Source organism: Streptomyces calvus, assembly GCF_006782915.1.
Taxonomy (GTDB): Bacteria; Actinomycetota; Actinomycetes; order Streptomycetales; family Streptomycetaceae; genus Streptomyces; species Streptomyces calvus.
In genome coordinates, this window is sequence record NZ_VCNP01000054.1 from 253,459 (window position 1) to 277,305 (window position 23,847).

The 23,847-nt window shown below is 68.4% G+C and carries 19 protein-coding genes, 2 rRNA genes and 1 pseudogene; 14 read left to right on the top strand and 8 right to left on the bottom strand.

Annotation, left to right across the window (positions count from 1 at the left end; genetic code table 11):
* The first annotated feature begins 77 nt into the window (after positions 1-77).
* From FGW31_RS35995 to FGW31_RS27345, 3 genes are all read left to right on the top strand, one after another.
* Positions 78-194, top strand: coding sequence for an SGM_5486 family transporter-associated protein (locus FGW31_RS35995; RefSeq protein WP_142196201.1), 117 nt, complete (start codon positions 78-80; stop codon positions 192-194).
* A gap of 168 nt (positions 195-362) precedes the next feature.
* The gene (locus FGW31_RS27340) at positions 363-569 is read left to right on the top strand and encodes a hypothetical protein (protein ID WP_142196202.1); all 207 of its coding nucleotides are present in this window, start codon (positions 363-365) and stop codon (positions 567-569) included.
* A gap of 64 nt (positions 570-633) precedes the next feature.
* Positions 634-1,152 (top strand): SixA phosphatase family protein, encoded by a 519-nt coding sequence (locus FGW31_RS27345; protein ID WP_142196203.1) that lies wholly within the window; start codon positions 634-636, stop codon positions 1,150-1,152.
* Between the two features lie 270 nt (positions 1,153-1,422).
* On the opposite strand, the gene serB is transcribed toward FGW31_RS27345, so the two are convergent.
* Positions 1,423-2,631 carry a phosphoserine phosphatase SerB gene (gene serB / locus FGW31_RS27350; RefSeq protein ID WP_142196204.1) on the bottom strand — a complete coding sequence of 403 codons (1,209 nt, stop codon included), beginning with the start codon at positions 2,629-2,631 and terminating at the stop codon, positions 1,423-1,425.
* A gap of 954 nt (positions 2,632-3,585) precedes the next feature.
* Between serB and FGW31_RS27360 the strand changes: the two genes are divergently transcribed.
* Positions 3,586-6,120 (top strand): ABC transporter ATP-binding protein/permease, encoded by a 2,535-nt coding sequence (locus FGW31_RS27360; protein WP_142196205.1) that lies wholly within the window; start codon positions 3,586-3,588, stop codon positions 6,118-6,120.
* Positions 6,121-6,212: 92 nt separating this feature from the next.
* Here the strand turns inward: FGW31_RS27360 and FGW31_RS27365 are convergent, their stop codons facing one another.
* The 3 genes from FGW31_RS27365 to FGW31_RS27375 form a co-directional block, all read right to left on the bottom strand.
* Positions 6,213-6,956: a transglycosylase SLT domain-containing protein gene (locus FGW31_RS27365; protein WP_142196206.1), complete on the bottom strand. Its 744-nt coding sequence runs from the start codon at positions 6,954-6,956 to the stop codon at positions 6,213-6,215.
* Between the two features lie 457 nt (positions 6,957-7,413).
* A complete protein-coding gene (locus FGW31_RS27370) occupies positions 7,414-8,457 on the bottom strand; it encodes an S-adenosylmethionine:tRNA ribosyltransferase-isomerase (protein ID WP_142196207.1) in 1,044 nt (347 codons plus the stop codon).
* A complete protein-coding gene (locus FGW31_RS27375) occupies positions 8,454-9,152 on the bottom strand; it encodes an SDR family NAD(P)-dependent oxidoreductase (RefSeq protein WP_142196208.1) in 699 nt (232 codons plus the stop codon). Before FGW31_RS27375 ends, FGW31_RS27370 begins: the two co-directional genes overlap by 4 nt.
* A 261-nt stretch (positions 9,153-9,413) precedes the next feature.
* On the opposite strand from FGW31_RS27375, the gene FGW31_RS27380 reads away from it, so the two are divergent.
* The 3 genes from FGW31_RS27380 to FGW31_RS27390 all read left to right on the top strand — a co-directional run bounded on the left by FGW31_RS27380 (position 9,414) and on the right by FGW31_RS27390 (position 11,596).
* A complete protein-coding gene (locus FGW31_RS27380) occupies positions 9,414-10,559 on the top strand; it encodes a GAF domain-containing sensor histidine kinase (protein ID WP_142196209.1) in 1,146 nt (381 codons plus the stop codon).
* Complete coding sequence (locus tag FGW31_RS27385) at positions 10,552-11,193, top strand: response regulator (protein WP_142196210.1); 642 nt, start codon at positions 10,552-10,554, stop codon at positions 11,191-11,193. Before FGW31_RS27380 ends, FGW31_RS27385 begins: the two co-directional genes overlap by 8 nt.
* A gap of 157 nt (positions 11,194-11,350) precedes the next feature.
* A complete protein-coding gene (locus tag FGW31_RS27390; protein ID WP_142196211.1) occupies positions 11,351-11,596 on the top strand; it encodes a chaplin in 246 nt (81 codons plus the stop codon).
* Between the two features lie 183 nt (positions 11,597-11,779).
* On the opposite strand, the gene FGW31_RS27395 is transcribed toward FGW31_RS27390, so the two are convergent.
* Complete coding sequence (locus FGW31_RS27395; RefSeq protein WP_142196212.1) at positions 11,780-12,568, bottom strand: hypothetical protein; 789 nt, start codon at positions 12,566-12,568, stop codon at positions 11,780-11,782.
* Positions 12,569-12,730: 162 nt separating this feature from the next.
* Here FGW31_RS27395 and FGW31_RS27400 point away from each other — a divergent pair.
* From FGW31_RS27400 to FGW31_RS27410, 3 genes and pseudogenes are all read left to right on the top strand, one after another.
* Positions 12,731-13,261, top strand: a pseudogene (locus tag FGW31_RS27400) (ABC transporter ATP-binding protein); the annotation flags it as partial.
* A 356-nt stretch (positions 13,262-13,617) separates the two neighbouring features.
* The gene (locus FGW31_RS27405; RefSeq protein WP_142196214.1) at positions 13,618-14,049 is read left to right on the top strand and encodes an NfeD family protein; all 432 of its coding nucleotides are present in this window, start codon (positions 13,618-13,620) and stop codon (positions 14,047-14,049) included.
* 148 nt (positions 14,050-14,197) lie between these two features.
* Entirely contained in the window at positions 14,198-15,148 is a 951-nt protein-coding gene (locus FGW31_RS27410; RefSeq protein ID WP_142196215.1) for an SPFH domain-containing protein, read from the top strand.
* A 113-nt stretch (positions 15,149-15,261) separates the two neighbouring features.
* On the opposite strand, the gene FGW31_RS27415 is transcribed toward FGW31_RS27410, so the two are convergent.
* The 3 genes from FGW31_RS27415 to FGW31_RS27425 all read right to left on the bottom strand — a co-directional run bounded on the left by FGW31_RS27415 (position 15,262) and on the right by FGW31_RS27425 (position 17,327).
* Positions 15,262-15,768 carry an HNH endonuclease gene (locus FGW31_RS27415; RefSeq protein WP_142196216.1) on the bottom strand — a complete coding sequence of 169 codons (507 nt, stop codon included), beginning with the start codon at positions 15,766-15,768 and terminating at the stop codon, positions 15,262-15,264.
* Between the two features lie 195 nt (positions 15,769-15,963).
* A complete protein-coding gene (locus FGW31_RS27420; RefSeq protein WP_142196217.1) occupies positions 15,964-16,503 on the bottom strand; it encodes a YbhB/YbcL family Raf kinase inhibitor-like protein in 540 nt (179 codons plus the stop codon).
* A gap of 41 nt (positions 16,504-16,544) precedes the next feature.
* A complete protein-coding gene (locus FGW31_RS27425) occupies positions 16,545-17,327 on the bottom strand; it encodes a sporulation protein (protein WP_142196218.1) in 783 nt (260 codons plus the stop codon).
* Positions 17,328-17,465: 138 nt separating this feature from the next.
* On the opposite strand from FGW31_RS27425, the gene FGW31_RS27430 reads away from it, so the two are divergent.
* The 4 genes from FGW31_RS27430 to FGW31_RS27445 all read left to right on the top strand — a co-directional run bounded on the left by FGW31_RS27430 (position 17,466) and on the right by FGW31_RS27445 (position 23,817).
* Positions 17,466-17,639 (top strand): 3-methyladenine DNA glycosylase, encoded by a 174-nt coding sequence (locus FGW31_RS27430; protein WP_142196219.1) that lies wholly within the window; start codon positions 17,466-17,468, stop codon positions 17,637-17,639.
* Entirely contained in the window at positions 17,636-18,247 is a 612-nt protein-coding gene (locus tag FGW31_RS27435) for a DNA-3-methyladenine glycosylase (protein WP_142196220.1), read from the top strand. Before FGW31_RS27430 ends, FGW31_RS27435 begins: the two co-directional genes overlap by 4 nt.
* Positions 18,248-18,859: 612 nt before the next feature.
* A 16S ribosomal RNA gene (locus FGW31_RS27440) occupies positions 18,860-20,385 on the top strand.
* A gap of 310 nt (positions 20,386-20,695) precedes the next feature.
* Positions 20,696-23,817, top strand: a 23S ribosomal RNA gene (locus tag FGW31_RS27445).
* Together the 16S and 23S rRNA genes form the textbook arrangement of a ribosomal RNA operon.
* Positions 23,818-23,847 lie beyond the last annotated feature (30 nt).

Consider the following 23,847-nt stretch of genomic DNA (forward strand, 5'->3'; position numbering starts at 1 on the left):
CGGGTGGTGGTCGCGTCCGTGCCGGCCGCGTGCGACCCCGGGGCCGGTCGCGGCGGGGAGGATGCGAAACTTGGCGTATGCCAGTCCTCGAGCCGAATCCGCAGAACGGCCAGAAGAAGATGCTGCTCGTCTTCGGCACGTTCTTCGCCATCTTCATCGTCATCGGCGTGATCGCGACCATCCTCGCGCCGTGACGGCACCCGCCCGCGGGCCCTTGGTGGGGCCCGCCCCCCTATCCCCTAGGGGGTGGGGCTCAGGGTGAAGTGGGTGGACAACCGGATGGGTTGAGGCGCGGGCGATCCGTACCTTCGAGATGTGGCCGCGCGCGGCGGCCACGGACCGTGCGAAGAGCGGAGGCCCCCATGGCGGCGCGCACCCACACCCGGCCCCACCCGGCCCCCCGGGGCGGTGTCGACACCCGGCTGCCGTGGTGGGCCCTGGCCCTGCCCACCCTCGCCTTCCTGGCCCTCCTCGCCCTGATCCTGCACCCCGCGGAGGCCCACGCGACCGCCGGTGAGCCGGCGATCTCCGACCTGGTGGAGCGCGCGCAGCAGCTCATAGCCCGCTGAACACCCCAGGGGCGCCGGTCAACTCCCTGCGCCCCGTGGCCTGTTTCATGCGAAGCTGGGTCACATGAGCGTCGCAGAACCCCGCAGGATTGTCCTTTTCCGGCATGCGAAAGCCGACTGGCCCCCGGTGTCCGACCACGAGCGCCCGCTCGCCGAGCGGGGCCGCATGGATGCAGCGGTCGCCGGACGCAAGCTCGCCGATACCGGCGTCGCCTTCGACCTGGCCCTGTGTTCCACGGCGGTACGGACCCGCGAGACCTGGAAGCTCGCGGTCCAGGAGTTCCCGCAGCGACCGAAGACCGTCTACGAGGAGCGGATCTACGATGCCTCGCCCGGCGAGCTGATCGCCCTGCTCAACGAAACCCCCGACGACGTGCAGAACGTCCTCCTGGTGGGCCACAACCCGGGCGTGCAGGGGCTCGCCGACATCCTGGCCGGCGAGGCGGAGGGCGACGCCCGCGAGCGCATGAACCGCCGCGGCTACCCGGCCGCCGCCTTCGCCGTGCTGTCCTTCACCGGCTCCTGGAAGTCCCTGGAACCCGGCGTCGGCACCCTGGTCGACTACTGGGCGCCCAGCGAGTGACACCCGGCGTGACCTCCGGGTGACACCCGGCACGCCAGAGGCCCGGCACATGACGTCCGTCGGTGCCGGGCCCACTTCGCTGTCCCGCCGGTGCCGACCTGCCTCCGTGTCCCGCCGGTTCCGGTCCACTTCTGCGTCCCGCCGGTGCCGGGCGGCTTCCGTGTCTCGCCGGTGCCGGGCCCATGGTGCCGGGCCGCCGGGCCCACGGTGCCGGGCCGATCCGTTTCCGTCGGCGCCGGCTGCACCTTCGGCCGAGGGACGTGCGGCGGCTCAGTCCACGTCGAGCGTGTCCGCCGCCTCGACCTCCTCGCGCGTGACGCCCAGCAGATAGAGCACCGTGTCCAGGAACGGGAAGTTCACCGCCGTGTGGGCCGCCTCGCGCACCACCGGCTTGGCATTGAAGGCGACACCGAGACCCGCCGCGTTCAGCATGTCGAGGTCGTTCGCCCCGTCACCGATCGCCACGGTCTGCGACAGCGGCACCCCCGCCTCGGCCGCGAACCGGCGCAGCAGCCGCGCCTTGCCCGCCCGGTCCACGATCTCCCCGGTGACCCGGCCGGTCAGCTTGCCGTCCACGATCTCCAGCGTGTTCGCCTGGGCGAAGTCCAGTCCCAGCCGCTCCTTCAGATCATCCGTGACCTGGGTGAAGCCGCCGGAGACCACGCCCACTTGGTAGCCGAGGCGCTTCAGCGTACGGATCAGGGTGCGGGCGCCCGGCGTCAGCCGCACCTCGCTGCGCACCTTGTCCACGACGGAGGCGTCCAGCCCTTCCAGCAGTGCCACCCGCGCGTGCAGCGACTGCTCGAAGTCCAGCTCGCCGCGCATCGCCGCAGCCGTCACCTCGGCGACCTTGTCCTCGCAGCCGGCGTGCGCGGCGAAGAGCTCGATCACCTCGTCCTGGATGAGCGTGGAGTCCACGTCCATCACGACCAGGCGCTGCGCCCGCCGGTACAGCCCGGCCGCGACCACGGCCACGTCCACCCCGAGCCGCGCCGCGTCGGTCACCAGCGCGGTCCGCAGCGGCTCCGTCTCCACGCCGGACACCGCGAACTCCACCGCCGTCACCGGGTACTTGGCGAGCCGGAAGATACGGTCGATGTTGCCGCCGGTCTGCGTGATCCGCGCCGCGATCGCGGCCGTCGCCTCCGAGGTGAGCGGATGGCCCAGCACGGTGACCAGGGAACGGCCGAGGCCGCGCGGACGGTTGTCGCCGATGCCGGAGATGATCTCCGCCTGCATCTTCATCGACTCCGCCCAGCTGTGGACGGTCGCCCGCAGATCGCCCTCCAGGCCCTTCGGGGGCTCGGTCACCAGCGCGCAGAGCACGATGCGGCCACGGGTGACGACCTGCTCGATGTCGACCACGTCGACCGAGTAGGCGGCGAGGGTGTCGAAGAGGCCGGCCGTGATGCCCGGCCTGTCCTTGCCGAAGATCTTGACAAGGAGGGTGGGGACGTCGGAGGTCTGCGATGCGCTCATGGTGCTTCCACCGTATCCGGCACGCAGTGCCTCGCGCCTCCGAGGTCCGTCTGGCGGACAGCGAACACTGGGCGTCGCGCCGGTGACCCGAATCTTGCGCACGACCGCCTCAGGCGTCGCTCACCGCGCCTTTCACCGCGAACCGGCCGCCTCACCCATCACCCCCACTTACGCCACTCACCCCACTCACCCCACCTGCGCCACTCACCCCACCTGCGCCACTCACCCCACCTGCGCCACTCACCCCACCTGCGCCACTCACCCCACCTGCGTCACTCACCCCACCTGCGCCACCCGGCCCGCGCGCCGTCCGGCGTGCGCGGCGCCGGGGGAGAGGCGCTGAGGGCACAAGCACCTCGTCGCCTGACCCGCCTCGACGACGTCCCCACTCCGGGCGGCCCCGCGGCCGGCCGATCACGGCCGGCGCACCTGGACCCACGCCTCCCGCTCCGACGTCCTCACCGGCACGTTCCGTCCGCCCTCGGACCCGCGCACCTCCCGACCCACCCGGGCGGCAAGCGGCGCCCGGATGCGCCACCCACCCCGGGCGTGAGCCCATCAGGAGGGCGCCCCGGGCCGGGACAGACGTCCGGATCCCGAGTCCGAGTCCGCGTCCGGCAGCCGACAGGGCCCCCACCCCCACTCCCGAACCACCTGACACCCCGTGCCAGAGCCGCCTCCTCCACGCCCGTGGCGGCACCCGCACGGACCCCCTCCGCCGTCCCCCGGCCCGCGACGCGGTGAAACCGCCGCCCCTGTACCCCTCGCGCGGTTTGCCGCTCATCGATCCGGTTTCCACCCGTCGGTGAAAGACGGTGAACTCCTTGGTGCGGGCTCGTGACAAGGCCCGACTTTCGGTCAGAGGGCCGAGCCTGAAATAGTTCCCCCCGATGTTCGACATCCCTAGACTCCCTGCGATGGGGGAAACTCGGGGGACAACTCAGTGGGGCTGGAGTGCCGGAACTCGTACTGGAATCAAACGGACGGACCTGGACGCTCGATCCGTCCAGGTCTTACACCCTCGGACGTGATCCGCAGGGGGACGTGGTGCTCGACGATGCCAGGGTCTCCTGGCGTCACGCCACGATCAGCTTCAACGGCCGCAGTTGGGCCGTGGAGGACCACGGCAGCACCAACGGCACGTTCGTGCAGGGGCAGCGCATCCACCATCTGGAGTTCGGCTCCGACACGGTGCTGAACCTGGGCAACGCGACCGACGGTCCGCGCGTGACCGTCTCCGGCGTCGCGGCCGCCACACCGCAGGCCCAGCCGCAGCAGCCGTACGCCGCGCAGGGCGCCAACGCCGGCTGGGCGCAGCAGGCGCCGCAGCAGCAGCCGCCGATGCAGCAGCCCGGCTGGCAACAGCCGCAGCACGCCGCACCGCAGCACGCCGCACCGCAGCAGGCCGCTCCGCACATCCCGCAGCAGCAGGTACCCGGCAGCGGCGCGGGGGCGCCGCCGGTTCACGGTGACCGCAGCCCCACCACCTTCCACCAGTTCTCCCTCGGCCGCGTGATGCGCATCGGCCGTGCCCTGGAGAACGACCTGGTCGTCTCCGACCTCCAGGTCTCGCGCAACCACGCCGAGTTCCACGCCACGCCCGACGGGCGCATGGAGATCCGCGACCTCGGCTCGCACAACGGCACGTACGTCAACGGCCAGCCGATCCCCAAGGGCGGTACCCAACTGCTCGGCCCCGCCGACATCGTGGGCGTCGGCCACTCGACGTTCCGGATCGTCGGCGACCGGCTCGAGGAGTTCGTCGACACCGGTGAGGTGTCCTTCTCCGCCCGCCACCTGACCGTCACCGTCGACGGCGGCAAGCAGATCCTGCGGGACGTCTCCTTCGGCGTGCCCGAGAAGTCGCTGATCGCGGTCATCGGCCCGTCCGGATCCGGCAAGTCGACCCTGCTCAAGGCGCTCACCGGCTACCGGCCCGCCAACCAGGGCGAGGTCCTCTACGACAACCGGAACCTCTACAAGCAGTTCGCCGAGCTGCGTCAGCGCATCGGTCTGGTCCCGCAGGACGACATCCTGCACAAGGAACTGACCGTCAAGAAGGCCCTGAAGTACGCGGCCAAGCTGCGCTTCCCCTCCGACACCACGGCCGCCGAGCGCGACGCCCGGATCGACGAGGTGCTGCGCGAGCTCAAGCTCGACATCCACAAGGACAAGAAGGTCACGTCCCTGTCCGGCGGTCAGCGCAAGCGCGTGTCGGTGGCCCTGGAGCTGCTGACCAAGCCGTCGCTGATCTTCCTGGACGAGCCCACCTCCGGTCTCGACCCGGGCATGGACCGCGACGTCATGCAGCTGCTGCGCGGCCTCGCCGACGACGGGCGCACGGTCCTCGTCGTCACCCACTCGGTGGCCGAGCTGGCGATCTGCGACAAGCTCCTGGTGATGGCCCCCGGCGGCGCCGTCGCCTACTTCGGCCCGCCCGAGGAGGCCCTGAACTTCTTCGGCTACGACACCTGGGCCGACGTCTTCTCCGCCTTCGAGAACTACCGCGACTACGACTGGGCGGGCCGCTGGAAAGGCTCGCAGCACTACCAGATGTACGCCGCGGACATCGACGCCGTCGCCCCGCAGCCCGTCCAGATGCAGCCGATGCAGGCCATCCGGCCACCGAAGCCGCAGGGCTGGATGTCCCAGTTCGTCACGCTGGTGCGCCGCTATGTGTCGGTGATCGCCTCCGACAAGGGCTTCCTGGCGCTGATGGTGATCCTGCCGGCCGTCCTCGGCGCGGTGAGCCTGCTCATCAACCCGGACAAGGGCCTGCTGCCCAACGTCAACCCGCAGACCGGCCGGATCCTCCCGAACGGCACGGCCACCACCGTCCTGCTGATCCTGGCCGTCGGCGCCTGTTTCGCCGGCGCCGCCAACTCCGTCCGTGAGCTGATCAAGGAACGGGTCATCTACGAACGGGAGCGCGCGACCGGCCTGTCCCGCTCGGCGTACCTGATGTCCAAGGTGTTCGTGCTCGGCCTGATCACCGTGGCGCAGGGCCTGATGGTCGGCGTGATCGGCTTCGCCAGCCGGGAGATCCCGGAGGAGGGCCTGATCCTCGGCGGCGCCACGCTCGTGGAGCTGTCCCTGCCGATCATGGCGCTCGGCTTCACCTCGATGATGTTCGGCCTGATCATCTCGTCGCTGGTGAAGACCGCCGAGAAGACCATGCCGCTGCTGGTCATGTTCGCGATCATCCAGGTCGTCTTCACCGGCTGCCTCTTCGCCCTGAACGGCACGGTCGGCGTCAACCAGTTCTCGTTCCTGATGCCGTCCCGCTGGGCGGTCGCCGCCGCCGGCGCCACGCTGGACTTCAACAAGATCAGCCCGCCGGAGACGGCCGGTGACACCGACCCGCTGTGGGAGCACACGGTCGGCGCCTGGGCGATGGACATGGGCGCGCTGCTCGCCCTGGGCGTGGTCTGCGGCTTCTTCGTGGCCCGCTTCCTGCGTCGGCACGAGCCCGAGGTCATGCGCAAGTAGTTCTGCGCCGAACGGCCCCGAAGGGCGGCACCCCGTCAGGAGGGTGCCGCCCTTCGGCGTCTGTGTTCGCGAAGAAGAGGTCCGCGCCGACCTCAGTACGCGCTGTCGACGTTGTCCATGGTGCCGTACTTGTCCGCCGCGTAGTTGCAGGCGGCGGTGATGTTGGCGACCGGGTCGTAGATGTTCCAGGACGTGCCGGGCACGTGGTAGGCCTCGAACGTCGGCGGGATCACCTGCAGCAGGCCCTTGGACGGGATGCCGTTCTGGGCGTTGATGTCCCAGAGGTTGATCGCCTTCGGGTTGCCGGAGGACTCACGCATGATGTTGCGGTGGATGCCCTCGTAGGAGCCCGGGATCCCGTGCTTCTTCAGGATGTCGAGGGACTCGCGGATCCAGCCGTCGAGGTTGTTGCTGTAGGTCTTGGCCTTGGGGGCGGCGGCCTTCTTCACCGCGGCGCGCTCGGCGGCACGGCTGGCGGCCTCCTCGGCCTGGCGGGCCTTGACGGCCTTGGCATTCGCGGCAGCGGCGGCGGCCTTCTTCTCGGCTGCGGCCTCGGCGGCGGCCTTCTTCTTCGCGGCGATCTGCTCGGCCTTCAGGCTGGCGCCGGCGAGCTGGTCGGTGACGCTGGCCTTGACGTCCTTGATCTGCTCGGTGCTGTACGCGACCTTCGCCGCGGGGGCGGCGGCGGCCTCGCTCGTGGTGGTCGTGGAGGCGTCACTGGGGACCGCCGAGAAACCGATGGCGGCGGCGCCGAGGGCGGCGACACCGGCCGCGGCGATCTTGTGGTGACGGGTCAGGGCACGACTATGGCCACGGGTGAGGAAGTTCTTGGACATGCGAAAGGGACCTCTTCGAATAGCGCGGAGGTCGCTCAACGTCCGGCGGGGGACAGGGTGCTTCCGGCACAAACGCCGCGGGCGAAGACCCACGGCGCTGAGCGACGCAGCCATTCTTAGCGGCCGCAAAATGGCAGGGCAAAGGTGTGACGTACGAAGTCGGGTAGTGGATCGGGGAGGTGCAAATCAGGACAGATTAGGCAGTACGTCCCGCTCATGTGGCCGGTATGTCTCTCCTACTCCCGTTCGTACGTGATGTGCGCCCTATGCCCGGCCTCACACCGACCCCCTGCCCACCTCACCGCCCGTTGCGCCAGCAATGCGCTACGTGAGGCCCGGGCCCAGTTGTCTCCGCCGCGCTCCGCCGCCCCGGCCGCCCGCCTCCCGACCGCCCACCCGCCCGCCGTCCCCGGCCCCTGCGTTCCGGCCCCCGCCACCCCGCCACCCTCTCCCCGCGTCACCCCGGCAGGACGAGGTGCACGTCTCCGAACTCGTGCCAGAGGTAGCGCCCGCGCAGTGCCTCCTCGTAGCCGCGGTCGACCGCCGCCCGGCCCGCCACCGCCTCCAGCATCAGCAGGTGCGACGCCTCCGGCTCGTGCAGCCCCGTCAGCAGGCCGTCCACCACCCGCACCCCGCGCTCGGGCGTCACCACCAGGCCGGTCCATCCCGCCGCGGCCCGCACCACCCCGTCCGCACCGGCCGCCGACTCCACCGCCCGCACGGCCGTCGTCCCCACCGCGATCACCCGGCCGCCACCCGCCCGCACCGCGCCCACCAGCCGCGCCGACGCCTCCGGCACCACGAAACGCTCCGGATACGGCGGCTCGTGCGCCTCACCCGAGGCCAGCCCGGCATGCAGCGTGACCGGCGCGAACTGCACGCCACGGCTCACCAGCTCCGCCACCGTCCGCCCGGTGAACGGACGCCCCGCACTCGGCATCTCCGCACTGCCCGCACCGTCCGGCGACGGCAGCGCGAACACCGTCTGGTACGCCGACAGCGGCTGATCCCGCTCCGTATAGGCGTACCGGACGGGCCGGCCGTGCTCGCGCAGCACCCCGAGCACGTCCCGCGTCACCCGGGCCCACCACAGCCGCTCGCCCCGCGTGCTCAGCGGCTCCTCCACCACCAGCCCCGCACCCCCGACCAGCCGCACCTCATCACCCGCGCGCACGCCCACGCGTGCCCGCATGGTGCCCCGCCCGTCGGGATCCCGCAGTTCCACCGCCCAGCGGCCGTCGTCACCACGGGTGGAGAAGTGCACCACCACGCGCGTGCCGCCGAGCCACCCGTCGACGGCCGCCGCCAGCGTGGGCGAGGTGTTCACCACCAGCAGGTCCCCGGCCCGCAGCAGCCGCGGCAGCTCCACGAACGCGTGGTGCGACACCGCCGTGCCCCGCGACACCAGCAGCCGCACCGAGTCCCGGTCGAGACCCGGCCCGCGCTGCTCGACCGGCACCCGCGCCGACAACTCCTCCGGCACCCGGACCGTCAGCGTCACCGCGCCTCCTCCAGCAGCGCCGGAGCACTGTAGCGGCCACTGGCCGGCCGTTCGTCCAGCAGCCGCAGGAACGCCGGCACCACCGCGGCCGGCGCCGGCCGCGGACCGTCGTCGTCCGGTACGGCCGCCGCGTACAGGTCCGTCGCCATGTCCCCCGGATCGACCGACCAGACCCGCAGCGCCGGTTCCTCCACCGCCAGCACCGCCGCCAGCTGGTCCAGGGCCGCCTTGGACGCCCCGTACCCGCCCCACGTCGCATACGCCTCCGCCGCGGCGTCCGAGCTGACCACCAGCACCGCGCCCGCCGCCGACGCCCGCAGCAGCGGCAGCGCCTCCTGCACCAGGCCCAGCGCCGCCACCACGTTCACCTCCAGCGCCCGCCGCAGCCCGTCGAGCGGCAGCTCCTCCAGGGGCACCAGCGGCTCCGCGCCCAGCGCGCTGGCGTTGTGCACCACCAGGTCCACCCCGCCCTGCCGCCACGCCGCCGCCACCAGCTCCGCCCGGTGCCCGGCGTCCGCGACGTCCCCGGGCAGCGCCGTCACGCGCGTTCCGTGCGCCGACAGCAGCCCCGCCGTCTCCGCCAGCGGCACCGCGTCCCGCGCGTCGATCACCAGGTCCCAGCCGCGCGCCGCCAGCGCGTCGGCCAGCGCCTCCCCGAGCCCCTTCGAAGCCCCCGTGATGATCGCAACCGGCATGGCAACCGTCCCCTCGTCGTCGGCGCCGCGACGGCGCCGCCATCCTTGATCGGCACGCCCCAACCTAGGGACCGGCCCGGCGCCACCGCCTCCGGCCCGGGACGCAGCCGCCCGGGTCCGTTCGGCCTACGCCGCCGCGACCGGGCCCGCGGTCCTACGGCGCCGGCCACGACGCGGGACCTCCGACCTAGGACCACCGCCCGGGCCCGGGCCGCCACACGTCCGATCCGCCCCGCCGCGCCCCGCCGGTACGGTGAGGACATGAGCCACGGCCCCCGGTCCGGCCTCGCCGCGGTGAGTTCCGCGTTGCTGGCCATGAGCAGGCACCTGGAGGTGCGCGACGTCCTCAAGACGATCGTCGCCTCGGCCCGCGAACTCCTCGACGCCCAGTACGCCGCGCTCGGCGTGCCCGACGACCACGGCGGCTTCGCCCAGTTCGTGGTCGACGGCGTCAGCGACGACCAGTGGAAGGCCATCGGCCCCCTCCCGCGCCAGCACGGCATCCTCGCCGCGATGCTGCGCGACGCCACGACCCAGCGGCTCGCCGACGTGCGCCGCGACCCCCGCTTCGAGGGCTGGCCGAGCGCCCACCCCGACCTCGCCGACTTCCTCGGCCTGCCCATCCGCGACGGCGACGAGGTCATCGGCGCGCTGTTCCTCGCCAACAAGAGGTGCCCCAAGCCCGAAGGCACCTGCGGCTTCACCGAGGACGACGAGGAACTGCTCGGCATCCTCGCCCAGCACGCCGCCATCGCCCTCACCAACGCCCGCCTCTACGAGCGCAGCCGCGAACTGACCATCGCCGAGGAACGCTCCCGTCTCGCCCACGAGCTGCACGACGCCGTCAGCCAGAAACTCTTCTCCCTGCGCCTGACCGCCCAGGCCGCCGCCCGCCTGATCGACCGCGACCCCTCCCGGGCCAAGGGCGAACTCCAGCAGGTGGCCGCCCTGGCCGCCGAGGCCGCCGACGAACTGCGCGCGGCCGTCGTCGAGTTGCGCCCCGCGGCCCTCGACGAGGACGGCCTGGTCGCCACCCTCCGCACGCAGACACAGGTCCTCGACCGCGCCCACAGCGCGCGCGTCACCTTCACCGCCCACGGCGTGCGCGCCCTGCCCGCCGCCCAGGAGGAGGCGGTGCTGCGCGTCGCCCAGGAGGCCCTGCACAACGCCCTGCGGCACTCCGGCGGCGACCACGTCGACGTCAGCCTGGACCGCCGCGGCGCCGGGGCGGTCCTGCGGGTCAGCGACGACGGCGACGGCTTCGACCCGCGGGCCGTCCGCCGCGCGGGACGCCATCTGGGCCTGGTCTCCATGCGGGACCGGGCGAGCGGGGTCGGCGGCAGGCTGACCGTGGAATCGGCGCCCGGCAAGGGCACCACGATCGAGATGGAGGTGCCCGGTGGCTGACCCGATCAAGGTGCTGCTGGTCGACGACCACCAGGTGGTGCGCCGGGGCCTGCGCACCTTCCTGGAGGTGCAGGACGACATCGAGGTCGTCGGCGAGGCCGCCGACGGCGCCGCGGGAGTCGCCCTGGCGGCGGAACTGCAGCCCGACGTCATCCTCATGGACGTCAAGATGCCCGGCATGGACGGAGTGGAGGCGCTGCGCCGGCTCCGCGAACTGGACCATCCCGCGCGCGTGCTGGTCGTCACCAGCTTCACCGAGCAGCGCACCGTCGTACCGGCCCTGCGCGCGGGCGCCGCCGGTTACGTCTACAAGGACGTCGACCCCGATGCGCTCGCCGGCGCCATCCGCTCCGTGCACGCCGGCCATGTGCTCCTGCAGGCCGAGGTGGCCGGCGCGCTGCTCTCCCAGGAGGAGGCCAACTCCGGCCAGGGACGCGCCGGTTCGCTCACCGAACGGGAACGCGAGGTGCTCGGCCTGATCGCGGACGGCCGCGCCAACCGGGAGATCGCCCGCGCCCTGGTGCTCTCCGAGAAGACGGTGAAGACGCACGTCTCCAACATCCTGATGAAACTCGACCTGGCGGACCGCACCCAGGCCGCCCTCTGGGCCGTACGTCACGGCCTCAGCGGCTGACCCCGACGCACCGCACCGCACGGAAGGTTCCCCTCCGGTCCGAGATTCATACCGTCGTGGGAATGTCCCCCGGACGGCCGTATCCATCGTCGGCGTCCACCGTTTCCCAGTGCGTGCCGCGGCGCCTGCCGCGGGCATCGCAAGGAGGGCTCGGAAAGTGAAGAACCTGAAGAAGGCAGCGGCCGTGACGATGATGGCCGGCGGTCTGCTCGCCGCCGGCACCGGCATGGCCTCCGCCACCGACGGCAGCCACGCCGACGGCACGGCCGTGGGCTCCCCCGGCGTCGTCTCCGGCAACGTCATCCAGGTCCCGGTCGACGTCCCGGTCAACGTGTCCGGCAACAGCGTGAACGTCATCGGCGCGCTGAACCCGGCCTTCGGCAACGTGGCCGTCAACGACTGACGCCTGTCACCGACCGGTGATCCCGCCCTCCCGGCCCCACCCCGGGAGGGCGGAGGCGCGTTCCGACCGCCCTCTCGGCCCGTCCGGTGTCCGAGGGACGAGGCCGTCTCCGCGCCTCCGGGAGCGAGCCCGGGGGCACACACCCATCGGCACAGGCACCCGTTCACGCCCCCGCGAGCACCCTCACTCCGCCCCGCGCTGCCGCTCCTCCACGACGGAGTTGTACGCGGCCACCTGGGCCCGCCGCGCCGTCCGTTCCACCGGCCGCAACGCGGCCACCCGCGCCGCCATCTCGGACGCGCTCACCGCAGCCCCGTGCCCGTTCGCCCCCGCCAGCGACACCAGCGCCCCCACCCGCTGCGCCAGCTCCAGCACCCGTACCGCCCGCGGCGGATACCCCGGCGCCAGCACCTCGCGCCCCCGCTCCGCCCGCGCCCGGTACGCGTCGATCGCCGCCTCCGCGACCGGCCCCGACCCGGCCACGTCCAGCCGCGTCAGCACCTCGGTCGCCTCCCGCAGCGCCTCCGCCAGCTCCCGCTCCGCCTCACCGAGCGACGGCACATCGGCCGGCGGCGCCTCCCGCACCGGCAGACAGCGCCACACCACCTCCACATGCACATCACCCTCCGGACCGGCCTCGCGCACCTCCGGCACCAGACCGAAGGCGGCCCCGTGACAGACCACCGCCTCCTCCGCCTCCAGCGCCCGCGCGTTGAACTCCGGAGGACCGCTCAGCCCCAGCGGATGCCCCGGCGCCGGCAGCGCCACCCGCAACCCGCTCACGCCCAGCGCCCGCAACCGCCCCAGCGCCAGCGTGAGCCCCACGGGCGCGGACTCGCCCGGCAACCCCTCCACCCGGTGCACCGCGTCCTCACCGACGACGGCGAGGACCGCGTCATCGGGCGAGACAAGTCCGGCAAGAAGGGCATTTCCCCAAGCGGCGAGGCGTCCAGAGCGAGGTTCCGAGAACATGCCCCCACCCTAGACAGAGCCCAACAACCGGACCGATGGAATGCCCGGCCCGACCGGTGGCGTAGATTTCATGAAGGGCTGCGCCCACGGGTGCGGCGGACCGACCCACAGGCGTACGCGACAGCCGAGACCGGCCACACTGCAAGGGGAGACAACGCGCTCATGAGCGATGTTCTGGAGCTTCAGGACGTATCCGTGGTCCGTGAGGGCCGGGCTCTGGTGGACCAGGTCTCCTGGTCGGTCAAGGAGGGCGAGCGCTGGGTCATCCTCGGCCCCAACGGCGCCGGCAAGACCACCCTCCTCAACGTGGCGTCCAGCTACCTCTACCCCAGCAAGGGCACCGCCTCGATCCTCGGCGAAACCCTCGGCAGGCCCGGCACCGACGTCTTCGAACTGCGCCCGCGCATCGGCGTCGCCGGCATCGCCATGGCCGACAAGCTGCCCAAGAAGCAGACCGTCCTGCAGACCGTGCTCACCGCCGCCTACGGCATGACCGCCGGCTGGCACGAGGACTACGAGGACATCGACGAGCAGCGCGCCCGCGCCTTCCTCGACCGGCTCGGCATGTCCGAGTACCTGGACCGCAAGTTCGGCACCCTCTCCGAGGGCGAGCGCAAGCGCACCCTCATCGCCCGCGCCCTGATGACCGACCCCGAGCTGCTGCTGCTCGACGAGCCCGCCGCCGGCCTCGACCTCGGCGGCCGCGAGGACCTCGTACGCCGCCTCGGCCGCCTCGCCCGCGACCCGATCGCGCCCTCCATGATCATGGTCACGCACCACGTCGAGGAGATCGCCCCCGGCTTCACCCACGTCCTGATGATCCGCCAGGGCAAGGTCCTCGCGGCCGGCCCGCTGGAGCTCGAACTCACCTCCCGCAACCTCTCCCGCTGCTTCGGCCTCCCGCTCGTCGTCGAGCAGGTCGGTGACCGCTGGACCGCCCAGGGCCTCCCGATGTCCTGACCCGCTCGACCCAACCCGCAGAGCCACGAGGACCGTTCGGACCGATCGCGCCCTGTCGGCGACCGGGTGCACGGTCCTACCATGACCACGTGGACATCGACGCATGGCTGTGGTGGCTGATCGGCGCGGCGGTACTCGGCATCGGGCTGGTGATCACCGCGATGCCCGAACTCGGCATGCTCGCGGTGGGCGCCGTCGCCGCGGCAGTGGTCTCCGGCATCTTCGGCGGCGGCGCCGTCGCCCAGGTGGTGGTCTTCGCCGTCGTCTCGACCGCCCTCATCGCGGTCGTACGGCCCATCGCCGGCAGACATCGCACCCAGCGGCCCCAACTCGCCACCGGTGTCGACGCCCTGAAGGGCAAACAGGCCGTCGTGCTGGAGCGCGTCGACGGCACCGGCGGCCGCATCAAGCTGGCCGGCGAGGTCTGGTCGGCCCGCGCCCTCGACACCGGACGCGCCTACGAAGTGGGCCAGGAAGTGGACGTCGTGGACATCGAGGGAGCCACGGCGATCATCATGTGACGTACCCCGACGCAACTGGCGGGAACAACCCCCCAGTTGCACGACGGTCTGTCAGACTCGACCAGCAAGATCCGCAACAGCAAGATCCGGAACAGGCATAGGATCTGCCGAAGGCGTCAAGGCGAAGAAGGGTACGGGGAAACCGACGATGCAGCCGATCATCATCGTCCTGATCATCCTGGTGGTGTTGGTCTTCATCGCCTTGATCAAGACGATCCAAGTCATCCCACAGGCGAGCGCCGCCATCGTCGAGCGCTTCGGCCGCTACACGCGGACACTCAACGCGGGCCTCAACATCGTCGTCCCGTTCATCGACACCATCCGCAACCGCATCGACCTGCGCGAACAGGTCGTGCCGTTCCCGCCGCAGCCGGTGATCACCCAGGACAACCTGGTCGTCAACATCGACACGGTCATCTACTACCAGGTCACCGACGCCCGCGCGGCCACCTACGAGGTCGCCAGCTACATCCAGGCGATCGAACAGCTCACCGTCACCACGCTGCGCAACATCATCGGCGGCATGGACCTGGAGCGCACCCTCACCTCCCGCGAGGAGATCAACGCGGCGCTGCGCGGCGTCCTCGACGAGGCCACCGGCAAGTGGGGCATCCGCGTCAACCGCGTGGAACTCAAGGCCATCGAACCGCCCACCTCCATCCAGGACTCGATGGAGAAGCAGATGCGCGCCGACCGTGACAAGCGCGCCGCGATCCTCCAGGCCGAGGGTGTCCGGCAGTCCGAGATCCTGCGCGCCGAGGGCGAGAAGCAGTCCCAGATCCTGCGCGCCGAGGGCGAGGCCAAGGCCGCCGCCCTGCGCGCCGAGGGCGAGGCCCAGGCGGTCCGTACGGTCTTCGAGGCGATCCACGCCGGCGACCCGGACCAGAAGCTGCTCTCCTACCAGTACCTCCAGATGCTCCCCAAGATCGCCGAGGGCGACGCCAACAAGCTCTGGATCGTCCCCAGCGAGATCGGCGACGCCCTCAAGGGCCTCTCCGGCGCCATGGGCAACTTCGGCGCCATGGGCGGCGGAGGCTCGGGCGGCAACGGCGCCTCCGTCCCGGCACAGGAGCGCCGCGAAAAGCCCTCCATCGACTGACGGCACCCCGCACACACCAGTTCCCCGCACCCCGGAAGGGGCGCGGGGAACTGTGCGTCCTACCACCCTCGGCCCGCGGCCGGGGAAGCACCGGTGTCCCTACGGCGACGTCCTCACGCGGCGTCCAGCGCCAGCCACTCCGGCAGCGCCTCGAACTCCTCGGCGCCGAGCGCCAACAGCATCGCGTCGGCCGGGGTCGGCTCGAACGGCTCCCGCAGCAGCGGCATCCCCGCCTGCTCGGGCGTCCGGTTGGCCTTGCGGTGGTTGTCCTCCGCACACGAGGCGACCGTGTTCAGCCACGTGTCCTGTCCGCCGTGCGACCTCGGCACCACGTGGTCCACGGTCGTCGCGCGCCGCCCGCAGTACGCGCACCGGTGCCGGTCCCGTACCAGCACACCGCGCCTCGACCACGGGGCTCGTCTTCGGAACGGCACCCTCACGTATTGGCAGAGCCTGATGACGCGGGGCGCCGGTATGTCGACCTCGGCTCCGCGCATCCGCAGTTCGGGGTGGGCCTGCTCGACCACGGCCTTGTCCTGAAGCACCAGAACGACGGCTCGGTTCAGCGTCACCGTCGACAACGGCTCGAAGCTCGCGTTCAGTACCAGCGTGTCCCGCATACCAGCCCACCTCCCGTGTGCACCGGCCCACCCCTCGGCGGGCTGGGATCAACTCTGGCCGGGCACGCCGGGATGGACAACGCAATATCCGCTGCTCCTCGGGAGGCCCCCCGCGGCTCCCGGCAACAAAAATGCCCGCCCCTGATCAATTCCAAGACCAGGGGCGGGCAAACGTTCCATGAACCCTGAGCGCACTCAGGAGCCGGCGGGCACCTCGTACTCACCGATCAGCTGGGCCCGCGCCAGCGTGTGGAACCGCAGGTTGAAGCCCACGACCGCGGGCGACGCGTCCGCGTCCGGCCCGAGCTTCTCCTGGTCCACCGCGTACACGGTGAACACGTACCGGTGCGGCCCGTCACCGGGCGGCGGCGCGGCACCGCCGAAGTCCTTGGTGCCGTAGTCGTTGCGCGCCTGTACGGCACCGGCCGGCAGGCCCTCGAACGCGCCGCTGCCCGCACCCGCCGGCAGTTCGGTCACCGAGGCCGGGATGTCGAACACCACCCAGTGCCAGAATCCGCTGCCCGTCGGGGCGTCGGGGTCGTAGCAGGTCACGGCGAAGCTCTTGGTCTCCGGCGGGAAACCCTCCCACCGCAGGTGCGGCGAGGTGTTGCCGGCCGCGTGGACCTGAGCCTCGTTGAGCGTCGCCCCTTCCTTCACATCGTCGCTCGTCACCGTGAAGGACGGCACGGGCGGATGGAAGTCGTGGGGGAGCGGCCGCCGCTTGAGCTCGGTCACCTCGGTACCTCCTGATCGTTTACGTTCAGTGGGAACCGAGCCTAGAACCAGTTGCGCTTGCTGCCGACCTCCGACAGCCACTGGTTCAGGTATGCCGTCCAGTCGGTCCCCTGGTAGTCGTTCAGCCCCACCTGGAAGGACCGGAAGGTGTCGCTGCCCTCGCTGAACAGACCCGGCTTCTTGTCCATCTCCAGCACGACGTCCATGGCCTGTTCGTCGGCGACGAAGCTCAGCTCGACCTGGTTCAGTCCCCGGTACTGCTGCGGCGGCAGGAACTCGATCTCCTGGTAGAAGGGCAGCTTCTGCCGGGTGCCGCGGATGTGGCCGCGCTCCATGTCCGCGTTCTTGAACCGGAAGCCCAGCTGGATGAACGCGTCCAGGATCGCCTTCTGCGCCGGCAGCGGGTGCACGTTGACCGGGTCCAGGTCGCCGGAGTCGACGGCCCGCGCGATCGCCAGCTCGGTGGTCACGCCGATGTTCATCCCGCGCAGCGCCTGACCGTCGATCATCGTGATCGGCGTCTCCCACGGGATCTCCAGCCCGAACTGCACCGCATGCACCGCGCCCGCCTGGAGCTCGAAGGCCCCGCCGAGCTGCGACTTGGTGAACTCGATGTCCTGCTTGACCTCCTGGTCGCCGCTCTCCACCTCGACCTTGGCCTGCAGCCCGACCGACAGGCCCTCGATCTGCTGGTTCACGGACCCGCCCTGGATCCGCACCTCCCCCTGGACGACACCGCCCGGAACGACGTTGACCTCGTGCAGCACCGTCTCGACCGAGGCCCCGCCGGCTCCCAGACTCGCCAGCAGCTTCTTGAACGCCATGTCTCTCCCTCGTGCGTATGGACCCTTGATGCCTAACAACGCGATCCAGCCGTGGCCGGTTCCGTCGCCCGCACCCCGGCGAGGGCGGCGCCCGCGCACCCCCTGTTGCGGCGTCCGTCTCCAGTACCCTCGGACGGCATGATCGCGACCCCCGACCGTACGCCCCTGCCCGGGAAGCTCTCCGACCGCCCCGTACTCGAGGCCGTCCCCGACCGCCTGCGCCGGATCCCGGTCCGCGTCGGCGTGGTGTGCGGCGAACCCGGCCACGCGTACGTCCCCTTCACCCGCGGCATGTCCGGTCGGCCGTCGTGAACACTCTGAACCTCGCCCGCCCCGCCGAAGAGGTCGCCCCCGAGCTGCTCGGTTCGATCCTCACCCACAAGAGCCCCGAGGGAACCGTGAGCATCAGCATCACGGAGACCGAGGCGTACTCCGGTGCGGCAGACCCGGCGTCCCACGCCTACCGCGGCCGGACACCCCGCAATGCCGTCATGTTCGGGCCCGCGGGACACCTGTACGTCTACCGGTCCCACGGTCTCCACTGGTGCGCGAACATCGTCACCGGGACGGACGGCATCGCCTCGGCCGTCCTCGTCCGGGCGGGCAGGGTCGTCGAAGGCGAGGACCTGGCACGCAAGCGGCGGGGGGACAAGGTCGAGAGTGCCCGTCTCGCACGAGGTCCGGGGAACTTCTGCCAGGCGCTCGGCATCACGGCAGAACACGACGGCACGGACCTGCTGGCAGGCGCCTCGGTCACGCTGTCCGACGGTGAGCCGGTGCCCGCCGCACTCATCCGGATCGGCCCTCGGGTCGGCGTGAGCAGAGCCCACGACTGGCAGCACCGCTTCTTCGTCGCCGGTGATCCGACGGTCTCGGCGTACCGACTGAGCCCGAGAGCGAAGCCGTCCGCCGGAGCCTGATTCGCCGTGCGCCGCGCTCGCGGCTCGCACGGGCCCGTCGGCGCGGGGAGTTGGGCCGGAGCCGGGCGACGTCGACGGAGTTGACTCGACCTTGGAACGTGCGTAATGTAGCCCGAGCCGCTTGAACCGGGTACGGCGATCGCCTGCAGCCGGAAGCGGCCAACCCACTACCTACGATCACCCTCCAGCGGGGTCGAATTCGACATGTCCGCATGTCTGAATTCCGAACGCAGCGGCTCGATTATGAATCGAGCGGGGGAATCGGCTAACGTAGTGAATGTCGAAAGGCCGAACGGCGAAAGCCGAGAGGGCGACGGCGATCCCGCCGACAGGGAATCGGATCCGAAAAGGATCTGATAGAGTCGGAAACACCGAAGGGAAGCGCCCGGAGGAAAGCCCGAGAGGGTGAGTACGAAGGAAGCGTCCGTTCCTTGAGAACTCAACAGCGTGCCAAAAGTCAACGCCAGATATGTTGATACCCCGTCCGTCGGAATCATTCTCGACGGTCGAGGTTCCTTTGAAAAAACACAGCGAGGACGCTGTGAACCGTGAGGACTATTCCTCCTTGCGGTTCCGCTCTCGTGATGTGTTCGCCCCGATCACGGGGAAGCATTCACGGAGAGTTTGATCCTGGCTCAGGACGAACGCTGGCGGCGTGCTTAACACATGCAAGTCGAACGATGAACCACTTCGGTGGGGATTAGTGGCGAACGGGTGAGTAACACGTGGGCAATCTGCCCTGCACTCTGGGACAAGCCCTGGAAACGGGGTCTAATACCGGATACGACGCGCTCAGGCATCTGATGCGCGTGGAAAGCTCCGGCGGTGCAGGATGAGCCCGCGGCCTATCAGCTTGTTGGTGAGGTAACGGCTCACCAAGGCGACGACGGGTAGCCGGCCTGAGAGGGCGACCGGCCACACTGGGACTGAGACACGGCCCAGACTCCTACGGGAGGCAGCAGTGGGGAATATTGCACAATGGGCGAAAGCCTGATGCAGCGACGCCGCGTGAGGGATGACGGCCTTCGGGTTGTAAACCTCTTTCAGCAGGGAAGAAGCGAAAGTGACGGTACCTGCAGAAGAAGCGCCGGCTAACTACGTGCCAGCAGCCGCGGTAATACGTAGGGCGCGAGCGTTGTCCGGAATTATTGGGCGTAAAGAGCTCGTAGGCGGCTTGTCGCGTCGGTTGTGAAAGCCCGGGGCTTAACCCCGGGTCTGCAGTCGATACGGGCAGGCTAGAGTTCGGTAGGGGAGATCGGAATTCCTGGTGTAGCGGTGAAATGCGCAGATATCAGGAGGAACACCGGTGGCGAAGGCGGATCTCTGGGCCGATACTGACGCTGAGGAGCGAAAGCGTGGGGAGCGAACAGGATTAGATACCCTGGTAGTCCACGCCGTAAACGGTGGGCACTAGGTGTGGGCAACATTCCACGTTGTCCGTGCCGCAGCTAACGCATTAAGTGCCCCGCCTGGGGAGTACGGCCGCAAGGCTAAAACTCAAAGGAATTGACGGGGGCCCGCACAAGCGGCGGAGCATGTGGCTTAATTCGACGCAACGCGAAGAACCTTACCAAGGCTTGACATACACCGGAAAACTCTGGAGACAGGGTCCCCCTTGTGGTCGGTGTACAGGTGGTGCATGGCTGTCGTCAGCTCGTGTCGTGAGATGTTGGGTTAAGTCCCGCAACGAGCGCAACCCTTGTCCCGTGTTGCCAGCAGGCCCTTGTGGTGCTGGGGACTCACGGGAGACCGCCGGGGTCAACTCGGAGGAAGGTGGGGACGACGTCAAGTCATCATGCCCCTTATGTCTTGGGCTGCACACGTGCTACAATGGCCGGTACAATGAGCTGCGATACCGCGAGGTGGAGCGAATCTCAAAAAGCCGGTCTCAGTTCGGATTGGGGTCTGCAACTCGACCCCATGAAGTCGGAGTCGCTAGTAATCGCAGATCAGCATTGCTGCGGTGAATACGTTCCCGGGCCTTGTACACACCGCCCGTCACGTCACGAAAGTCGGTAACACCCGAAGCCGGTGGCCCAACCCCTTGTGGGAGGGAGCTGTCGAAGGTGGGACTGGCGATTGGGACGAAGTCGTAACAAGGTAGCCGTACCGGAAGGTGCGGCTGGATCACCTCCTTTCTAAGGAGCACTTCTTACCAACCTCTGGTTGGTCAGAGGCCAGTACATTAGCGAACGTCTGATGCTGGTTGCTCATGGGTGGAACGTTGACTACTCGGCCGGTGTCTGGGCCGGAGGCTGCTAGTACTGCTCGTCAGAGCGTGGAACGCATGATCTCCGGACGGAAGCTGGTCGGGCACGCTGTTGGGTGTCTGAGGGTTCGGCCGTGAGGTCGCCTTCAGTGCCGGCCCCAGTGCACTCGAGCTGTTTGCTCGGGGTGATGGGTGGTTGGTCGTTGTTTGAGAACTGCACAGTGGACGCGAGCATCTGTGGCCAAGTTTTTAAGGGCGCACGGTGGATGCCTTGGCACCAGGAACCGATGAAGGACGTGGGAGGCCACGATAGGCCCCGGGGAGTCGTCAACCAGGCTTTGATCCGGGGGTGTCCGAATGGGGAAACCCGGCAGTCGTCATGGGCTGTCACCCTTGCCTGAACACATAGGGCAAGTGGAGGGAACGCGGGGAAGTGAAACATCTCAGTACCCGCAGGAAGAGAAAACAACCGTGATTCCGGGAGTAGTGGCGAGCGAAACCGGATGAGGCTAAACCGTATACGTGTGAGACCCGGCAGGGGTTGCGTGTACGGGGTTGTGGGATCTCTCTTTCATGGTCTGCCGGCCATGAGACGAGTCAGAAACCGTTGATGTAGGCGAAGGACATGCGAAAGGTCCGGCGTAGAGGGTAAGACCCCCGTAGTCGAAACGTCAGCGGCTCGTTTGAGAGACACCCAAGTAGCACGGGGCCCGAGAAATCCCGTGTGAATCTGGCGGGACCACCCGCTAAGCCTAAATATTCCCTGGTGACCGATAGCGGATAGTACCGTGAGGGAATGGTGAAAAGTACCCCGGGAGGGGAGTGAAATAGTACCTGAAACCGTGTGCCTACAAGCCGTGGGAGCGTCGGGACAAGGCTTGCCTTGTTCTCGTGACTGCGTGCCTTTTGAAGAATGAGCCTGCGAGTTTGCGGTGTGTTGCGAGGTTAACCCGGGTGGGGTAGCCGTAGCGAAAGCGAGTCCGAATAGGGCGTTTTAGTAGCACGCTCAAGACCCGAAGCGGAGTGATCTAGCCATGGGCAGGTTGAAGCGGAGGTAAGACTTCGTGGAGGACCGAACCCACCAGGGTTGAAAACCTGGGGGATGACCTGTGGTTAGGGGTGAAAGGCCAATCAAACTCCGTGATAGCTGGTTCTCCCCGAAATGCATTTAGGTGCAGCGTCGTGTGTTTCTTGCCGGAGGTAGAGCACTGGATAGGCGATGGGCCCTACCGGGTTACTGACCTTAGCCAAACTCCGAATGCCGGTAAGTGAGAGCGCGGCAGTGAGACTGTGGGGGATAAGCTCCATGGTCGAGAGGGAAACAGCCCAGAGCATCGACTAAGGCCCCTAAGCGTACGCTAAGTGGGAAAGGATGTGGAGTCGCAGAGACAACCAGGAGGTTGGCTTAGAAGCAGCCACCCTTGAAAGAGTGCGTAATAGCTCACTGGTCTAGTGATTCCGCGCCGACAATGTAGCGGGGCTCAAGCGTACCGCCGAAGTCGTGTCATTCATACAACAGCCCCAACGGGTGTATGGATGGGTAGGGGAGCGTCGTGTGCCGGGTGAAGCAGCACCGGAAGGTAGTTGTGGACGGTTCACGAGTGAGAATGCAGGCATGAGTAGCGATACAAACGTGAGAAACGTTTGCGCCGATTGACTAAGGGTTCCTGGGTCAAGCTGATCTGCCCAGGGTAAGTCGGGACCTAAGGCGAGGCCGACAGGCGTAGTCGATGGATAACCGGTTGATATTCCGGTACCCGCTGTGAAGCGTCAAACATCGAATCCAGTGATGCTAAGCCCGTGAAGCCGTCGGCTGAGTCTTCGGACGAGGTCGGAGTGGTGGAGCCGGTGACCCGAGCTGGTAGTAGGTGAGTGATGGGGTGACGCAGGAAGGTAGTCCATCCCGGGCGGTGGTTGTCCCGGGGTAAGGGTGTAGGACGTCAGGTAGGTAAATCCGCCTGGCAATAGTCTGAGACCTGATGCCGAGCCGATTGTGGTGAAGTGGATGATCCTATGCTGTCGAGAAAAGCCTCTAGCGAGTTTCATGGCGGCCCGTACCCTAAACCGACTCAGGTGGTCAGGTAGAGAATACCGAGGCGTTCGGGTGAACTATGGTTAAGGAACTCGGCAAAATGCCCCCGTAACTTCGGGAGAAGGGGGGCCATTCCTGGTGATGATCTTTTCGGTCTGAGCTGGGGGTGGCCGCAGAGACCAGCGAGAAGCGACTGTTTACTAAAAACACAGGTCCGTGCGAAGCCGTAAGGCGATGTATACGGACTGACGCCTGCCCGGTGCTGGAACGTTAAGGGGACCGGTTAGCTGGCTTTCGGGCCGGCGAAGCTGAGAACTTAAGCGCCAGTAAACGGCGGTGGTAACTATAACCATCCTAAGGTAGCGAAATTCCTTGTCGGGTAAGTTCCGACCTGCACGAATGGCGTAACGACTTCTCGACTGTCTCAACCATAGGCCCGGTGAAATTGCACTACGAGTAAAGATGCTCGTTTCGCGCAGCAGGACGGAAAGACCCCGGGACCTTTACTACAGTTTGATATTGGTGTTCGGTTCGGCTTGTGTAGGATAGCTGGGAGACTTTGAAGCTCGGACGCCAGTTCGGGTGGAGTCGTCGTTGAAATACCAGTCTGGTCGTGCTGGATGTCTAACCTGGGTCCGTGATCCGGATCAGGGACAGTGTCTGATGGGTAGTTTAACTGGGGCGGTTGCCTCCTAAAGGGTAACGGAGGCGCCCAAAGGTTCCCTCAGCCTGGTTGGCAATCAGGTGTTGAGTGTAAGTGCACAAGGGAGCTTGACTGTGAGACCGACGGGTCGAGCAGGGACGAAAGTCGGGACTAGTGATCCGGCGGTGGCTTGTGGAAGCGCCGTCGCTCAACGGATAAAAGGTACCCCGGGGATAACAGGCTGATCTTCCCCAAGAGTCCATATCGACGGGATGGTTTGGCACCTCGATGTCGGCTCGTCGCATCCTGGGGCTGGAGTCGGTCCCAAGGGTTGGGCTGTTCGCCCATTAAAGCGGTACGCGAGCTGGGTTTAGAACGTCGTGAGACAGTTCGGTCCCTATCCGCTGTGCGCGTAGGAGTCTTGAGAAGGGCTGTCCCTAGTACGAGAGGACCGGGACGGACGAACCTCTGGTGTGCCAGTTGTTCTGCCAAGGGCATGGCTGGTTGGCTACGTTCGGGAGGGATAACCGCTGAAAGCATCTAAGCGGGAAGCCTGCTTCGAGATGAGGGCTCCCACCCACTTGATGGGGTAAGGCTCCCAGTAGACGACTGGGTTGATAGGCCGGATATGGAAGCACGGTAACGTGTGGAGTTGACCGGTACTAATAGGCCGAGGGCTTGTCCTCAGTTGCTCGCGTCCACTGTGTTAGTTCTGA

What these genes read in the sequence shown, in the direction of transcription:
- FGW31_RS35995 (WP_142196201.1), top strand. Translation starts at nt 78, where the DNA reads ATGCCAGTCCTCGAGCCGAATCCGCAGAACGGCCAGAAGAAGATGCTG.
- FGW31_RS27340 (WP_142196202.1), top strand. Translation starts at nt 363, where the DNA reads ATGGCGGCGCGCACCCACACCCGGCCCCACCCGGCCCCCCGGGGCGGT.
- FGW31_RS27345 (WP_142196203.1), top strand. Translation starts at nt 634, where the DNA reads ATGAGCGTCGCAGAACCCCGCAGGATTGTCCTTTTCCGGCATGCGAAA.
- serB (WP_142196204.1), bottom strand. Translation starts at nt 2,631, where the DNA reads ATGAGCGCATCGCAGACCTCCGACGTCCCCACCCTCCTTGTCAAGATC.
- FGW31_RS27365 (WP_142196206.1), bottom strand. Translation starts at nt 6,956, where the DNA reads ATGTCCAAGAACTTCCTCACCCGTGGCCATAGTCGTGCCCTGACCCGT.
- FGW31_RS27375 (WP_142196208.1), bottom strand. Translation starts at nt 9,152, where the DNA reads ATGCCGGTTGCGATCATCACGGGGGCTTCGAAGGGGCTCGGGGAGGCG.
- FGW31_RS27380 (WP_142196209.1), top strand. Translation starts at nt 9,414, where the DNA reads ATGAGCCACGGCCCCCGGTCCGGCCTCGCCGCGGTGAGTTCCGCGTTG.
- FGW31_RS27395 (WP_142196212.1), bottom strand. Translation starts at nt 12,568, where the DNA reads ATGTTCTCGGAACCTCGCTCTGGACGCCTCGCCGCTTGGGGAAATGCC.
- FGW31_RS27410 (WP_142196215.1), top strand. Translation starts at nt 14,198, where the DNA reads ATGCAGCCGATCATCATCGTCCTGATCATCCTGGTGGTGTTGGTCTTC.
- FGW31_RS27415 (WP_142196216.1), bottom strand. Translation starts at nt 15,768, where the DNA reads ATGCGGGACACGCTGGTACTGAACGCGAGCTTCGAGCCGTTGTCGACG.
- FGW31_RS27425 (WP_142196218.1), bottom strand. Translation starts at nt 17,327, where the DNA reads ATGGCGTTCAAGAAGCTGCTGGCGAGTCTGGGAGCCGGCGGGGCCTCG.
- FGW31_RS27430 (WP_142196219.1), top strand. Translation starts at nt 17,466, where the DNA reads ATGATCGCGACCCCCGACCGTACGCCCCTGCCCGGGAAGCTCTCCGAC.